Origin of the sequence: Streptococcus oralis (genome assembly GCF_023611505.1) — a bacterium.
GTDB classification, from domain to species: domain Bacteria; phylum Bacillota; class Bacilli; order Lactobacillales; family Streptococcaceae; genus Streptococcus; species Streptococcus oralis_CT.
The window spans coordinates 114,068-129,621 of record NZ_CP097843.1; the positions used below are offsets into that span (position 1 = coordinate 114,068).

The window sequence follows — 15,554 nt, forward strand, 5'->3', positions numbered from 1 at the left end:
CCTTAGTCTTGGTCAGATCGCTGAATCAAATCACGGATGGTCTGCATGGTCAAGTCGCATGAAGCAAGCTCATCGGCACAACGTTTGAGCTCGCGCGTGATTCGCTCAGGATTTTGGATATTTTTCTTGTATTTCATCTGGTGTTCGAGGCTAGCCCAGGAGTCCATGGCAATTGTGCGCAGTTGAATCTCGATAAAATAGGTACCCTGGTCATTTCCCAGACAGTCTGGGTAGGGAGTGGTTACCTCTAGAATCAGATGATAGGAACGGTAGCCGTTGGGTTTGACCTGACGGATATAGTCTTTCTCTTTGAAAATATGGATGCTTGGCATCTGGCGAATATACTCTACGATGCGATAGATATCATCTGTAAAGCCTGTGATGATTCGAACGCCAATAGCATCTCGTATTTCTTTAAGAGCAGATTGACTTGTCTGAGGAAGGCCCTTGCGTTGGCATTTTTCACGCATGCTTTTTTCTGTTTTGATGCGCGCATGCAAATGCTCATATAGTTTGAGGTTGGTTTCTTTTTTGTAATTGGCTGCGGCCTCTTCTATGTCTTGAATAAAGGTTTGCAAGATGATGGGTAAATAGGTCTCACAGCTACCATAGATAGAATTCATAAGCACGTCCATTCTGAACAGTTTTTTACTATTATATCATGAAAACACAGATATGAGATAAGTTCCTACAAAGACAGATGGGATGAGAATTTTGACAAAGCCTCTTATTCGAGATATAATGAAGAAAAATCGAGCAAGGAAAAAGAAATGACAAACTCAAAGTATATAACACGCTTGAAACGTTCAGAGGGCCAGTTGCGTGGGATTCAAAAGATGATTGAAGAAGATCGTGACTGCGCTGATATTGTGACGCAGTTGACAGCAGTGAAATCGAGTGTTGAGCGCGTGATTGAGATGATGATTACGGAAAATCTCACCGCCTGCATTAACCAACCACTAGATGATCCCGAGGCTCAAAAGGAACGCCTAGAAAAGGCCATCCGATACCTGATTAAACGGAAATGAACTAATTTTTTGAGACGATAGTTGCAAAGGCATATCTAACTATTAATAGAATAGTTTAATTTGAATCAAAAGAGGCTGGGTAAAAAGTCTTTAAAATTAAAAAACGCATACTATCAGGTGTTGAAAAGCCTTGATACTATGCGTTTTATTGTGGGGAGATTTATACTCTTCGAAAATCAAATTCAAACCACGTCAGCTTCACCTTGCCGTATATATGTTACTGACTACGTCAGTTCTATCTGCAACCTCAAAGCAGTGCTTTGAGCAACCTGCGGCTAGCTTCCTAGTTTGCACTTTGATTTTCATTGAGTATTACTTCATTTTCTCCTGAAATTGAGTTGTTGCCCAGTTCCATTTGCTTATTCTATTTGACCGGGCCAAGCATTCATACCACCTTCTACATTGGTAACGGTGAGACCTTGGGCGCTGAGAAATTGACAGGCAGAGGCAGAACGTACTCCACCTTGACAGATAACATGGTATGCATGGTCAGGATTGAGTTCTTTGTAGCCTTGCTCCAAGGTACTTAAAGGCAGATTTTTTGCACCTGGTGCATGTCCTGCTTGGAATTCATGTACTTCACGTACATCAATAAGATTTAGATTTTCATGTTGATATTTTTCATAAAAGTCAGCCATGCTGATATTAGTTACCATATTCTACTCCTTCTGGTTTAGCCATTTTGTATAGTGAATAAGCGCCGTCAAGGTTTTGGACGGTAAATCCTGCTTGCTTGAGGATACGCTCTGCGATATAGCTACGTAAACCGCTGTGGCAGCTAACGATGTAGGCTTGATTCTTGTCCAGTTCGTCCAAGCGTTCCCGTAGTTCGTTTAGGGGGATGTGGATGGTATCGACTTTGAGTCGGCCACTCTGGAATTCGCCACTTGTCCGTACATCTAGGAATTTCTTACCGGCGGCTAGTTCGTCTTCTAGTTGGTACCATTGAATATTGTCGCTTAAACCTTCGATTAGGTTCAAGGCTGCATAGCCCAGCATATTGACGGGATCCTTAGCAGAGCCAAATGGTGGCGCATAGGTGAACTCCAATTCTGGTAAGTCAAAGACGGTGAGATTTCCCTTGATAGCAGTTGCTAGGATATCAATTCGCTTGTCAACACCTTTCTTCCCAACTCCTTGGGCACCATAGATTGTTCCAGTGGTTGGGTCAAAGAGGAGTTTCAAGGTCATATCAGTAGCGCCAGGATAATAACCAGCGTGATCTTTTCCACTGACATGAAGTGCCTTGTAAGGAAGTTGATTCATGCGAAGGATACGTTCGCCGAGACCAGTCGAAGCAGCTGTCATATCAAAGGCACGAACGATAGCAGTGCCGATACTGCCCTTGTTTGTACGACCTAGTCCTGCAATGACATCCGCCACTTGGCGTCCTTGACGATTGGCAGGAGAAGCGAGAGAGATGAGAGCGTCTTGGCCTGTAATCTCTTGCTTGACGACGATGGCATCCCCAACTGCAAAAATATCTTTTTGACTGGTTTCGTAATGTTCATCGACCAAGATCCCACCACGAAGTCCCAGTTCAATCCCCGCAGCTTTTGCTAGTCCGTTTTCAGGTTCAACACCGACAGAAAGGATGGTGAGGTCAGAAGTGATCTTTTGACCGTTTTCGAGAACGATGATTTTTCCTTGGTCTTCAAATCGAGTCGCAGACTGGGAAGTGATAACGCGGACACCATTTGCCAGCAATTCTGCTTGGACAAAGGCCGCCATTTCCTGATCTAATGGTGGCAAGACATGAGGTGCTTTCTCCACGATGGTGACTTGCAATCCTCGTTTCGCCAGGTTTTCAGCCATTTCAAGCCCGATAAAGCCTGCACCGATAACGACAGCTTCTTTTGGATGATTGTCCAAGGCCGCCATAATCTCGTCAAGATCGGGAACATTGCGGAGCGTGTAGGCATTCTTAGCTTCTGCCAAACCTTCAATGGTAGGAACAAATGGTTTAGCTCCTGGGGAGAGGATCAGCTTGTCGTAGCTTTCTGTGAATTCCTGTCCATCATAGCGTACGGTCACAGTGTGATCTGCTGGCGAAATGCTGATGACCTCGTGAAATGGTCGCACATCGAGATTAAAGCGTGCTTTGAGACTTTCAGGAGTTTGTACTAATAAACTATCACGGTTTGAAATTTCTCCTGAAACATAGTAAGGAAGTCCGCAGTTTGCAAAGGAAACAAAGGGACCTTTCTCAAAAATAGTGATTTCAGCGTCTTCCATGAGACGTCTGAGGCGGGTTGCTGCTGACATACCGCCTGCAACTCCCCCGACAATGATAATTTTCATTGATTTTCTCCTTTATGCTTCTAGATGACCTTACCTGTCCAAGCGCTCATACCGCCTCGGACATTGATGACATCGTAGCCTTTTTTCTTTAGCTTCTTCGCAGCTAGTTTGCTTCGCACACCAGAATGACAAATGACATAAAGTGTTTCTTTTGTTGCAGGTGTGTAAGAACCGATTTCTGTTAAAGGAACATTCTTGGCGTTTTTGATATGACCTCTACGGAATTCCGTAGGCGTCCGAACATCCAGTAGTTGAATCGGTTCCTTGAGTTTAACTTCTAACTCGCTGGTAGAAATACTGTCAATTTTTGTAAATAATAAGTGAAACATAGGCACCTCCAAATATACCCTTATGGGGTATATTAAACCATGAAGTCAAGCTTTTGTCAAGCAAGTTGTTTTGACTTGGGAGAGGGCTTGGTTTTGAGAGTTTAGAAAGCAGGCTATTCTTGACCTTTCAAAGGCTTTTTGATATGATGGGCTCCAAAGTAAGTATGAGGTGATACTATGACCAGTGAATACCAGAAAATGATAGCAGGAGAACCCTATCATCCGTTTGATTCCGAGTTACGGGTCTTGGCTCAGGCTTCTCGCCAAAAACAGGCTGCCTTTAACCGGGAAGAAGATCCCTTGAAGGGAGCGGATATTATCAAGACTTGGTTTGGCTCAACTGGGTAAAATCTCTATGTCAATCCACGCCTGGTGGTCGATTATGGAGTCAATATCCATCTAGGGGAAAATTTTTATTCTAATTGGAATTTGACCATGCTGGATGTTTGTCCGATTCGCATCGGTAACAATGCCATGATTGGCCCCAACTGTCAGTTTTTAACCCCACTCCATCCACTGGATCCGCATGAACGCAATTCAGGGGTCGAATACGGCAAGCCCATCACCATCGGGGACAATTTCTGGGCTGGAGGTGGCGTCATCGTCCTTCCTGGAGTGACACTGGGCAATAACGTAGTGGCAGGAGCTGGATCTGTGATTACCAAATCCTTCGGAGATAATGTTGTCCTAGGTGGCAATCCTGCGCGTGTTATCAAGGAAATACCAGTAAAAGAAAACTAAAAAGAACAGCCTGGGCTGTTCTTTTTATGAACTCTAATCTTATAGATTTTTCTTCTTTTTTGCTTTTTTGAATAGAGTGACATCGCACTTGGGGATGTTGCTTTTAAAAACTATTAAATGCATTTTAGTACTCTCAAATTGTTTCTAGTAGCCCTTTCAAAAGAATACTGAGTGAAACTAGATTTAAGGAAACTTTCAGAAAAGTTTTAGTTTTGTTTCAGGGATCTTCAGTAGACTGTCTAGCTATATCATACGAAGGAGAGGAAAAAGGTATGAAATCAAAGAAATGGACCCTACTCGCAACGAGTTTAACGGCAATGGTGTTGATGGCAGCATGTTCCCAGTCAATAACTTCATCCAATACCAATGAAACGACAAATAGTTCTACAACAACTGAAACAAAGACAAATCAATCATCCTATTTTACAGAGAAGGATAATGATACTTCTTATGATGAAAGTACAGCTTCTAAGATTGAGCTATCTGGCTCATCAGCAAACGTCTCTGGAGATGGGGTAACAGTCTCTGAATCAACAGTGACCATCACAAAATCTGGAACCTATGTGATTTCAGGTCAGTCTGACGGAGTGCAGATCAAGGTCAAGGCAGATAAGTCTGCAGATGTTCATCTAGTCCTAAAAGGTACAACCATGACCAATACCAATGCAGCGATATCTGCGACATCGGCTGACCATGTCTACCTGACTCTGGCAGAAGGAACCACCAACAGTCTCTCTGACTCAAGCTCGAACAGTGACGAAAAAGCCGACGCAGCTCTCTTTTCTAAGGTGGATTTGACCATCAACGGGAAAGGAACCCTCAATGTAGATGGCAAGAAGAACAATGGTATCAAGGCTAACGACACTCTTCACATTACGGGTGGAACCTATAACATCACAGCAGTTGGCGATGCCTTTAATGTCAATGATGAACTCAATATCACTGGTACGACCATGACCATTGATGCCAAAGAGGATGGGGTCAAGGTCGACAATGATGACGATATGACTGTCGGCAATATGTATTTGGCTAACAATACCATAACAGTCACAGCAGGAGATGATGGCATCCACGCATCAGGTAATTTGGTCATCGATAGTGGTACCTACACCGTCAAGAATTCGACAGAAGGACTTGAAGGTAAGTCCATCACTATCAACGGTGGGGACATTACCATCTATTCGACAGATGATGGAGTCAATGCAGCTAATAAAAACGCCCAACAAAGTGAGATTTTCTTTACCATGAACGGTGGTAACCTGACAGTAGAAGTTGGTCAAGGGGATACAGACCCAATTGACTCAAACGGCAATATCACGGTCACAGGCGGAACCATTAAAATGACTGGTCAGACAGGTTTTGACTTTGATGGAACTGCGACCTACACAGGTGGAGATATCTACCTCAACGGTGAAAAGCAAACGGAAATCGTCAACTCTATGCCTGGAGGTGGTGGACCGGCTGGGGGACCTCAAGGCACAGGTCCAGCCCCTGGCGGACAAGGATAAGCAAAAAAGATAGCATTCAATTAGAATTGCTATCTTTTTATATGGGTAATAGATTGATATGTTACGAGTGGTTTTATAGTTGTAGCTTTCAAGGATAAATTGTTAAGCCACTCATTTGTGTTTACTTAAATTTCTTGAATTTTAAGAGAGTATTGAGTAGTTTTCCTCTAAATGTTTTGTTTTGGTAGGCGATTGTGAGGGAATTGAAAAATTCAACTGCTAGGTGTTCCTGGTGACCGAACTCCATCTAGCTTGAGGTTGCTTCTGGGGAAAAGACGCCTAATTTGATGCGGAGTCCACCTTTTTTCATCTTGAACTGATGCATACCATACATCTTGATATCAAGGCTTGGATCGGGCATGAGAGTAGCAGTATCACCTGCCATAGAAATTTTTGTATCAGCATCAGGAATGACTGGTTTTTCAGCATCTAGACTGATAAAGATTTTTTGATAAGTTGGTTGTCCGTACTCTCCAATCAACTTCATCACTTCCTGTCCACCGTGCACCCCAGCAAATACAAAATGTTCGGGGTGAACTTTAGAAGGGAGCGCTTCGTCGCCCATTTTATTTAGTCCTTGGTTGAAGGCGAAGAAGTCTCCCAAAATCAGGTCTTAAGAAAGTTCGTAAGGCATCACAATTTAGTAAACGTTAATTCGAGAGAGTTGCTATATTTACATAGAACAACCTTCGGGGTGTTCTTTTTTATGCTTGTAAATCGATTTAAGATAGTTTACCTAATGATTAGTCGTTTCAATTTTGTTGTCGAGGCCTAAGTAGATTTTTGATTGGTAATCAATAAGATGATGGTTAGCTTGATAAAAACTCTTGATAAATTTACTCTAACGGAATTAAATAATGAGAAAAATGATATAATAAAAAGAATAAAAAGTTAATGAGGAAATATGATGTCAGAACAGGTACAAAGGCAAGAGCTACATAGAAAGATATGGAAAATTGCTGATGAAGTTCGTGGTGCAGTAGATGGTTGGGACTTCAAGCAGTATATTTTGGGAATTCTATTTTATCGCTTTATTAGTGAAAATTTCAAAACCTATATCGAAGGTGGCGATGAATCAATTAACTATGAAGAGATTTCTGAAGATTTAATTACACCTGAAGTTCGAGATGATGCCATTAAAACCAAGGGTTATTTTATTATGCCTTCGCAGTTGTTTTCCAATGTTGTCAAAACTGCTCGTCAAAATGAGCACTTAAATACAGATTTAAAAGATATCTTTGATGATATTGAGTCTAGTGCGATTGGTTATGCGAGTGAACATGACATTAAGGGTCTTTTTGATGATGTAGATACCAGAAGTAACAAGTTAGGTAGTACGGTTCCGGAGAGGAATCAGCGCTTGGCTCTGATTCTTGAAGGAATCGCAAGTCTTGATTTTGGAAACTTTGAAGATAACCATATTGATCTCTTTGGGGATGCTTATGAGTATCTAATCTCTAATTATGCTTCTAACGCTGGGAAATCTGGTGGAGAATTTTTTACACCGCAAAGTGTATCGAGACTCTTGGCGCGGATTGTTATGCTGGGTAAGAATGAAAAAAATAACATCAATAAAATTTACGATCCTGCCTGTGGTTCGGGTTCGTTGCTTCTGCAAGCTAAAAAGCAGTTTAATGAGCACATAATTGAAGATGGATTTTATGGTCAGGAAATTAATATGACCACCTATAATCTAGCTCGGATGAATATGTTTTTACACAATATCAATTATGATAAATTTAGCATTGAGCGTGGCAATACCTTGCTTGATCCTAAGCATGTAAACGATAAGCCTTTTGATGCTATTGTGTCAAATCCACCCTACTCTATCAAATGGATAGGAAGCGATGATCCGACGCTCATCAACGATGACCGCTTTGCACCTGCGGGTGTATTGGCGCCTAAATCTAAGGCTGATTTTGCTTTTATTATGCATAGCTTGTCATACTTGTCAAATAAGGGACGAGCTGCAATCGTAACTTTCCCAGGTATTTTCTATCGTGGAGGTGCTGAGCAAAAGATCCGTCAATATCTAGTAGACAATAACTTTGTTGAAGCGGTTATTCAGCTACCAGATAATCTCTTTTTTGGGACCTCCATTGCGACCTGTATTCTTATTTTAGCGAAGAATAAGCCAACGACTGATATCCTCTTTGTTGATGCAAGTAAGCAGTTTAAGAAAGAAACTAATAATAACGTCTTAACAGAAGAGAATATCGAAAAAATCTTAGACAGTGTTGAAAAGAAAGAAAATGAAGATTACTTTTCTTGTATGGTGGCACAAGAAAAAGTAGCAGAAGCAGATTATAATCTTTCAGTGTCCACTTATGTAGAAAAAGAAGATACACGTGAGAAGATTGATATTGATGTGCTCAATAAAGAAATCGCTGAGACTGTTGCCAAGATTGACCACTTGCGTATGGAGATAGATAAGATTGTAGAGGAATTGAGCCATGGCAAATGATGTGATTCTCTATAGAACTGATGACGGAGAGTCCGCTATTGAACTCCACTTGGATAATGGAACGGTCTGGCTGACTCAACAAGAACTAGCTGAGCTCTTTCAAACTTCCAAGCAAAACATTAGTAAACATATCAAGGCGATTTTTGAAGATGGTGAATTGGATGAAACAGTGGTTGTCAACTATCAGTTGACAACCACTCGTCACGGTGCAATAGCTGGTAAAACTCAGTCAAAAAAAGTCGCCTACTATAATCTCGACATGATTTTGGCGATTGGCTATCGTGTGCGCTCCCCTCGTGGAGTCCAGTTTAGACACTATGCTTCGACAGTCTTGAAAGAGTATCTGATCAAAGGCTTTGCTATGGATGATGAGCGCTTGAAAAACTTGGGTGGAGGCTCTTACTTTAAAGAACTCCTGGAAAGAATCCGAGACATTCGCTCAAGTGAAAAAGTCTTTTACCGTCAGGTTTTAGATCTTTTTGCGACATCAAGTGACTACAATGCAAACTCACCAGAGGCAAAGAAATTCTTTGCGACGGTGCAAAACAAGATGCATTATGCCATTCACCACAATACTGCGAGTGAACTCATTTATAACCGTGTTGATAGTGAAAAGGAGTTTATGGGCTTAACCACTTTTAAGGGAGACCTTCCTACTCTATCTGAAGCAAAAGTTGCCAAGAACTATCTGACAGAAAAGGAACTCCGTGGGCTTAATCAGCTTGTATCAGGATATCTAGACTTTGCTGAAAGACAGGCAGAGCGAGAAGAAGTCATGACTATGGCGGACTGGGTGACACATGTAGATCGTATCCTTCAGACTACTGGAGAAGACTTGCTGGATAACAGTGGTTCGATCTCTCGTGAACAGATGAAGCAGAAGGTAGATAAGGAATATAAGAGATACCAAGCCAAGACCCTTAGTCAAGTTGAAAAAGATTACCTCAAGGAAATTAAAAGCATTGAAAATCTAGCCAAGGAAGGAGGTAAGTGATGAACATCCTAGAAGAAATCCAGAACTGTCCCGTTGAGTGGAAAGAGTTGGGAGATAAAAATGTAGCGAAATTATCTCGTGGCAAGGTAATGTCAAAACAGTTCTTAGAAGAAAATAAAGGAGAATATCCAGTATATTCTTCTCAAACAGCTAACAATGGAGAAATCGGAAGAATTTCAAGTTTTGAATACGATGGAGAGTATATAACTTGGACAACTGATGGGGCAAACGCAGGAACAGTTTTTTATCGCAAAGGAAAATTTAGTATCACCAATGTCTGTGGATTAGTAGAGATTAATAGTGACCAACTCCTTACAAAGTTTGTTTATTATTATTTAACGATTTCAACTAAGAAATATGTTTCATCTGGAATGGGAAATCCAAAACTGATGTCTAATGTTATGGGAAAAATCAAAATCCCTATTCTTCCCCTAGAAATTCAAGAAAAAATCGTGCAAATACTTGACAAATTCACTGAGTATGTTACAGAATTGACCTCAGAATTGACCTCAGAATTGACCTCACGTAAAAAGCAATATTCTTTTTATCGAGATAAACTTTTATCATTTGAGGATGAGGTTTATCAGGTTGAGTGGAAGACGCTGAGAGAAGTCTGTGATGTGCGCGATGGAACACATGACTCGCCAAATAAAAAAGCTTTTGGTAAATATTTAATAACCTCCAAGAATGTCAAAAATGGTTCGATAAATTTTGATAGTGCTTATTTTATAAGTGAATCTGACTTTGATAATATTAACAAAAGAAGTAAAGTTGATATTGATGATTTGTTATTTACTATGATTGGAACTGTTGGAGAAGTAGCTCATATTACTGAGGAACCAGACTTTGCTATTAAAAACGTAGGATTAATTAAGACGCAAAGTAGGATTTTAGCAAGATATTTATTACATTATTTACAGTCAACATATGCCAAAGATTATATTTTAAGCAATAGTAGTAAAGGTAGTCAAGTGTTTCTTGGACTTGGGAAATTAAGAAATTTTCCAATACCATATGTGGAACCTAAAATTCAATCTCGTATTGTTCAAGTTCTGGACAATTTTGATATGGTTTGTAATGACCTAAACATCGGACTTCCTAAGGAGATTGAACTTCGTCAAAAACAGTATGAATATTTTAGAGAAAAACTCTTGACATTCACCGCCGAAGGCGTGTACACTGACAGTACAGTACAGACAAGACCTCATTAGGCTCTTGAACTGGGTTTTTGGTCCAATTCGGGTGGAATTGGGAGCTATATGTGACTTTGTAAGAGGGAATGGACTTCAGAAGAAAGATTTTACAGAAATTGGGAAATCTGTTGTTCACTACGGACAAATTTACACTAAATACGATTTTTCAGTCTCTGAAACTCTCTCAAAAACTAGTGAAATAGTGTTCAAAAAGTTAAAAAAAGCACAACCAAATGACTTGGTAATGGCAACTACATCTGAGAATGTTGAAGATGTTGGAAAAGCAATTGTTTGGGAAGGAAAAGAAGAGATCGGTATTTCTGGAGATAGTTATATCATTCAAACTACCCAAAATTCACGTTACTTAAATTATTGGCTGAGATCTACTTCTTTTCAAACTCAAAAGGAAAGAAAAGTGACGGGCACAAAAGTTATTCGTATCAATTCGAAGGATATAGAAAAATTTCAAATCATCCTCCCATCCCTTACAGAACAAGTAAGAATCGTCTCCATTCTTGACAATTTCAATACTTTAACCAACTCTCTTTCTGAGGGTCTTCCAAAAGAAATCGAACTGAGACAGAAACAGTATGAATACTGGCGGGAACAATTGCTAAATTTTGATTTATAGAAAAGAATAGGAAAGGGATATGGCAAAAGCGCTAAGTGATATTGCACAAGAGTTAAAAGCTTCGGATCAGAAAGTTCAGCTGATTTACGCCTTTAATGGGACAGGAAAGACCAGACTCTCTAAAGAGTTTGCTAAGTTGTTTCAAGCTGAAGAAGGCGGTCTTACGAGAGATAAGATTCTTTATTATAATGCTTTTACTGAGGACTTGTTCTATTGGGATAATGATCTTGACGGCAATCGGGATTTTAAACTGAAGATTCAGCCAAATTCTTTTATATCTTGGATTATTCAAGAGCAGGGACAGGATCAGAATATTATTTCGCATTTTCAGCATTATACAAATGATAAAATGACACCTTCATTTCTTTTGTCAGATGGTCATATTCTTTTCACTATTCAAAGTGGTGATGGTGAGGATAGACTAAACGAACAAATTAAGTTATCCAAAGGTGAAGAGAGCAATTTTATTTGGTCTATTTTTTATACATTGCTAGAGCTAGTTATTAGTGAGCTTGATATACTAGAACCTGATGAACGTAGTACTAGAGAGTTTGATGATTTAAAGTATGTATTTATTGATGACCCAGTTTCATCATTAGATGAAAACCACTTGATAGAAGTTGCATCAAATTTAGGTAAGTTAATTAGAACGAGTAAGTCTGATCTTAAATTTATAATAACAACTCACAATCCTTTATTCTATAACGTCTTATATAATGAGTTAAAAAATATTAAAAGGAATGAGAGATATAGTAAGCGAGCTATTGACGAAGAAACTGGAGAGAATAGAACCTATATTGACACCCGAAAAGTTCCTGATAGTAGTAGATTTAGATTTGAAAAATTAGAAGATGGATCATATAAGCTGATACCTCAACCAGATGACTCTCCTTTTGCTTATCATAATTTTTTAAGAAAATCATTACATAAAGCTATAGAAGACAATTTGGTTTATAAATATCATTTTAATTTTTTAAGAAATCTTTACGAGAAAACAGCAACTTTCCTAGGGTATCAAAATTGGCAGGATTTATTGCCACGTGATAATGAAGGAAGTTTTAGTAACTATGAGTCAAGGATATTAAATATTTCTAGTCATTCTAAAGTATCAACCGAGGAAGATGAACTAGTAACCCTCCCAGAAACTGCGCTTTTAAAAAACCTGTTACAGCATTTAGAGAGCACTTGCAATTATAAGGAGTAATTATGTCTGAAAGTACATTCACTACAGCTATTGTTGAGTCAGATAATTTTATCATTTTAGAAAAGTATACCAAGCTAGAACAGCCTAGTCAGTATCAGACAGAGGCGGACTTGGAGAAGGAGCTGATTGCTGACTTGCGCCAGCAAGGATACGAGTATCTTACTTATTTGACGACCCCAGAGGCGCTTTTGGCTAATCTCAAGACCCAGATGGAAGTTCTGAATAATGTGGTTTTTACAGATGCTGAGTGGTTGCGCTTCTTGGATGAGTACCTCAATAAACCCAGTGACAGTTTGATTGATCGTACCAGAAAACTTCATGACAACTATATTTATGATTTTATCTTTGATGATGGGCATATCCAGAATATCTATCTATGGGATAAGAAAAATATTAGTCGAAATAAACTGCAAGTCATTAATCAAATGAAGCAAGTTGGTACCAGCAGCAATCGTTATGATGTGACCTTGCTGGTAAATGGATTGCCTCTGGTACAAATTGAGCTTAAAAAACGCGGAGTTGCGATTCGAGAGGCCTTTAATCAGGTGCACAGATATAGTAAAGAGAGTTTCAATGAGGAGAATTCTCTCTTTAAGTACCTTCAGATTTTTATCATCTCAAACGGAACGGATACTCGGTATTTTGCTAATACGACCAAGCGAGATAAGAATTCTTATGAGTTCACCATGAACTGGGCTTTGAAAAATAATAATCCTATTAAGGACTTGAAGGACTTTACAGCAACTTTCTTAAGTCAACAGACCTTGTTAAATGTCTTGATAAATTATTCTGTCTTTGATACTAATGACACTCTTCTCATCATGCGTCCTTATCAGATTGCGGCAACTGAGAGAATCATCTGGAAGATACGTTCAGCTATTGCTTCAAAAATCAAAAGCGGTCCTGATACAGGTGGCTATATTTGGCATACTACCGGTTCAGGGAAGACCCTGACAAGTTTTAAAGCTGCTAGACTTGCTACTGAGATGGAAGAAGTGGATAAGGTTTTCTTTGTGGTGGACCGCAAGGACTTGGATTATCAGACTATGAAAGAGTACCAGCGATTTTCACCTGACTCAGTCAACGGTTCAAATAGCACTGCAGGACTCAAACGCAATATCGAGAAGGATGATAATAAAATTGTCGTGACGACCATTCAGAAGCTTAACAATTTTATGAGCAGTGAGAGCCAGCATGAAATTTATCAAAAGCAAGTGGTTTTCATTTTTGATGAATGTCATCGTTCTCAGTTTGGTGAAGCGCAAAAGCGGCTCAGGCAGAAATTTAAGAAATATTGTCAGTTTGGTTTTACGGGCACACCGATTTTACCAGACAAGTATGATGCCTCAGGTAAACTAATTCGAAAGGGAAATGCATTAGGGACAGACACGACCGTATCTGTTTTCGGTCGTGAGTTACATGCCTATGTGCTTACTGATGCGATTCGAGATCAAAAAGTTCTGAAGTTCATGGTGGATTATAACGACGTTCGTCCGAAGTTTAAGTCAATTGAAAGCGAGCAGGACTTGGCCAAGTTGTCTGCAGCTGAAAATAAAAAAGCGCTGCTTCATCCGACTCGAATTGCTGAAATATCTAGGTATGTCTTAGATCATTTTGATCAAAAAACGCATCGATTAACTGGTAAAGGTTTCAATGCTATGTTTGCTGTTTCAAGTGTTGATGCAGCAAAAGCCTACTATCAAGAGTTGCAAAATCAGCAAAAAGATTCTGAAAAACCATTGAAGATTGCGACTATCTTTTCCTATGCTGCGAATGAGTCTCAGGTGGCTATTGGTGAAATTGATGATGAGAGCTTTTCACCGGCAGATTTAGCGGATATTAGTAGTAAAGAATTTTTGAGTAGCTGTATAGCTGATTATAATCAGTTATTTGGCACTAATTTTACGATTAACGGTAATGATTTCCAGAATTACTATCGTGATTTGGCTAAACGCGTCAAAAATCGGGAAGTGGATCTCTTAATTGTAGTTGGGATGTTCTTGACTGGCTTTGATGCACCGACTTTAAATACTTTATTTGTGGATAAAAATCTGAGATATCATGGTTTAATCCAAGCTTTTTCACGCACCAATCGAATTTATGATGCTACCAAGTCATTTGGAAATATTGTAACCTTCTGGGATTTAGAGAAGGCTACAACTGATGCTATTAAGCTATTTGGAAAGACTGAGACAGCAGAAGTCTTGCTCGAACGATCTTATCAAGAGTATATGATAGGTTTTACGGAGGCCGGTGAAGAGCAAAAGGGTTATATGGACGTTGTTCAAGAGTTACAAGAAAAATTTCCGGATCCGCAAGCTATCATTAAAGAGCGTGATAAGAAAGAATTTGTCTCTTTATTTGGTCAATTTCTTCGTTTAGATAATATCTTACAAAACTACGATGATTTCATGAGTCTACGAGCTTTACAAGAACTTGATATCTTAGATGATAAGGCTGTAGAGGCTTTCAAGGAACGTTTCCATGTGGACGATGAAACTCTGGAGGAGTTATCTAGGCTAGACATCCCAAGTACTAGGGAAATTCAAGACTACCGTTCAACCTATAATGACATTAAGTCATGGTATGAAAATGAACGCCGTAATCGGGAAGATAACGAATCTAAAGTTGATTGGGATTCGATTGTTTTTGAAGTTGAATTACTAAAATCCCAAGAAATCAATCTAGACTATATCTTAGAGCTAATTTTTGAGACTAATAAAAAGGTTTCAGATAAGGATGAACTGGTTTCGGAAATTACTCGGACGATTCGAGCAAGTCTTGGCAATCGAGCTAAGGAAGATTTGATAGTCGCTTTCATCCATGACAGTGACTTAGATAGTTTTGCTGATAAATCAGATATCATTGAACAGTTCTTTATTTTTGCGCAAGGTGAGCAGAAAAGGGAAGCGGATGAGTTGATACGGATTGAGGGATTAAATGAACAAAGTGCTAAGCGCTACATACAAGCTTCGTTGAAGCGTGAGTATGCTAGTGAAAATGGAAATGATTTGAATGAAGCTCTGCCGAAAATGAGCCCACTAAATCCACAATATCGTACAAAAAAACAAACCGTTTTTCAAAAGATCAGTCGTTTTGTTGAAAAATTCAAGGGAATTGGTGGAGATATTTAAGAATTATTTGATTGAGTAACGAAATAA

13 protein-coding genes and 1 pseudogene are annotated in these 15,554 nt (G+C 39.4%); 9 read left to right on the top strand and 5 right to left on the bottom strand.

Annotated features, from left to right (window positions below; translation table 11 throughout):
- Positions 1 to 2: 2 nt before the first annotated feature.
- Positions 3 to 623 carry a GTP pyrophosphokinase gene (locus M9H69_RS00665; RefSeq protein WP_250315650.1) on the bottom strand — a complete coding sequence of 207 codons (621 nt, stop codon included), beginning with the start codon at positions 621 to 623 and terminating at the stop codon, positions 3 to 5.
- Between the two features lie 147 nt (positions 624 to 770).
- On the opposite strand from M9H69_RS00665, the gene M9H69_RS00670 reads away from it, so the two are divergent.
- The gene (locus M9H69_RS00670; protein ID WP_000185161.1) at positions 771 to 1,028 is read left to right on the top strand and encodes a metal-sensitive transcriptional regulator; all 258 of its coding nucleotides are present in this window, start codon (positions 771 to 773) and stop codon (positions 1,026 to 1,028) included.
- A gap of 359 nt (positions 1,029 to 1,387) precedes the next feature.
- Here the strand turns inward: M9H69_RS00670 and M9H69_RS00675 are convergent, their stop codons facing one another.
- Genes M9H69_RS00675 through M9H69_RS00685 form a run of 3 tightly spaced genes read right to left on the bottom strand, consistent with a single transcriptional unit; the run spans position 1,388 to position 3,658 of the window.
- The gene (locus tag M9H69_RS00675; protein ID WP_250315651.1) at positions 1,388 to 1,684 is read right to left on the bottom strand and encodes a rhodanese-like domain-containing protein; all 297 of its coding nucleotides are present in this window, start codon (positions 1,682 to 1,684) and stop codon (positions 1,388 to 1,390) included.
- A complete protein-coding gene (locus M9H69_RS00680) occupies positions 1,674 to 3,329 on the bottom strand; it encodes an FAD-dependent oxidoreductase (protein ID WP_250315652.1) in 1,656 nt (551 codons plus the stop codon). Before M9H69_RS00680 ends, M9H69_RS00675 begins: the two co-directional genes overlap by 11 nt.
- Before the next feature lie 20 nt (positions 3,330 to 3,349).
- Positions 3,350 to 3,658, bottom strand: a complete 309-nt coding sequence (locus M9H69_RS00685) for a rhodanese-like domain-containing protein (protein WP_250315653.1) — start codon at positions 3,656 to 3,658, stop codon at positions 3,350 to 3,352.
- Positions 3,659 to 3,835: 177 nt separating this feature from the next.
- On the opposite strand from M9H69_RS00685, the pseudogene M9H69_RS00690 reads away from it, so the two are divergent.
- Together M9H69_RS00690 and M9H69_RS00695 are read left to right on the top strand one after the other, a co-directional pair.
- Positions 3,836 to 4,399 (top strand): annotated as a pseudogene (locus tag M9H69_RS00690) (sugar O-acetyltransferase).
- Between the two features lie 272 nt (positions 4,400 to 4,671).
- Complete coding sequence (locus tag M9H69_RS00695; RefSeq protein ID WP_250315654.1) at positions 4,672 to 5,907, top strand: carbohydrate-binding domain-containing protein; 1,236 nt, start codon at positions 4,672 to 4,674, stop codon at positions 5,905 to 5,907.
- 247 nt (positions 5,908 to 6,154) lie between these two features.
- Here M9H69_RS00695 and M9H69_RS00700 read toward each other — a convergent pair whose 3' ends face one another.
- Entirely contained in the window at positions 6,155 to 6,472 is a 318-nt protein-coding gene (locus M9H69_RS00700; protein WP_002879441.1) for a hypothetical protein, read from the bottom strand.
- A 342-nt stretch (positions 6,473 to 6,814) separates the two neighbouring features.
- Between M9H69_RS00700 and M9H69_RS00705 the strand changes: the two genes are divergently transcribed.
- The 6 genes from M9H69_RS00705 to M9H69_RS00730 are packed head-to-tail and all read left to right on the top strand — an operon-like array spanning position 6,815 to position 15,527.
- Positions 6,815 to 8,371, top strand: coding sequence for a type I restriction-modification system subunit M (locus M9H69_RS00705; RefSeq protein WP_250315655.1), 1,557 nt, complete (start codon positions 6,815 to 6,817; stop codon positions 8,369 to 8,371).
- Positions 8,361 to 9,365 (top strand): virulence RhuM family protein, encoded by a 1,005-nt coding sequence (locus tag M9H69_RS00710; protein WP_250315656.1) that lies wholly within the window; start codon positions 8,361 to 8,363, stop codon positions 9,363 to 9,365. Before M9H69_RS00705 ends, M9H69_RS00710 begins: the two co-directional genes overlap by 11 nt.
- Positions 9,365 to 10,576: a restriction endonuclease subunit S gene (locus M9H69_RS00715; protein ID WP_250315657.1), complete on the top strand. Its 1,212-nt coding sequence runs from the start codon at positions 9,365 to 9,367 to the stop codon at positions 10,574 to 10,576. The genes M9H69_RS00710 and M9H69_RS00715 overlap by 1 nt, the downstream gene beginning before the upstream one ends.
- A 4-nt stretch (positions 10,577 to 10,580) precedes the next feature.
- Positions 10,581 to 11,189 carry a restriction endonuclease subunit S gene (locus M9H69_RS00720; protein WP_250315658.1) on the top strand — a complete coding sequence of 203 codons (609 nt, stop codon included), beginning with the start codon at positions 10,581 to 10,583 and terminating at the stop codon, positions 11,187 to 11,189.
- 19 nt (positions 11,190 to 11,208) lie between these two features.
- Entirely contained in the window at positions 11,209 to 12,393 is a 1,185-nt protein-coding gene (locus M9H69_RS00725) for an AAA family ATPase (protein WP_250315659.1), read from the top strand.
- Between the two features lie 2 nt (positions 12,394 to 12,395).
- Positions 12,396 to 15,527 carry a type I restriction endonuclease subunit R gene (locus tag M9H69_RS00730; RefSeq protein ID WP_250315660.1) on the top strand — a complete coding sequence of 1,044 codons (3,132 nt, stop codon included), beginning with the start codon at positions 12,396 to 12,398 and terminating at the stop codon, positions 15,525 to 15,527.
- The last annotated feature ends 27 nt before the right edge of the window (positions 15,528 to 15,554 follow it).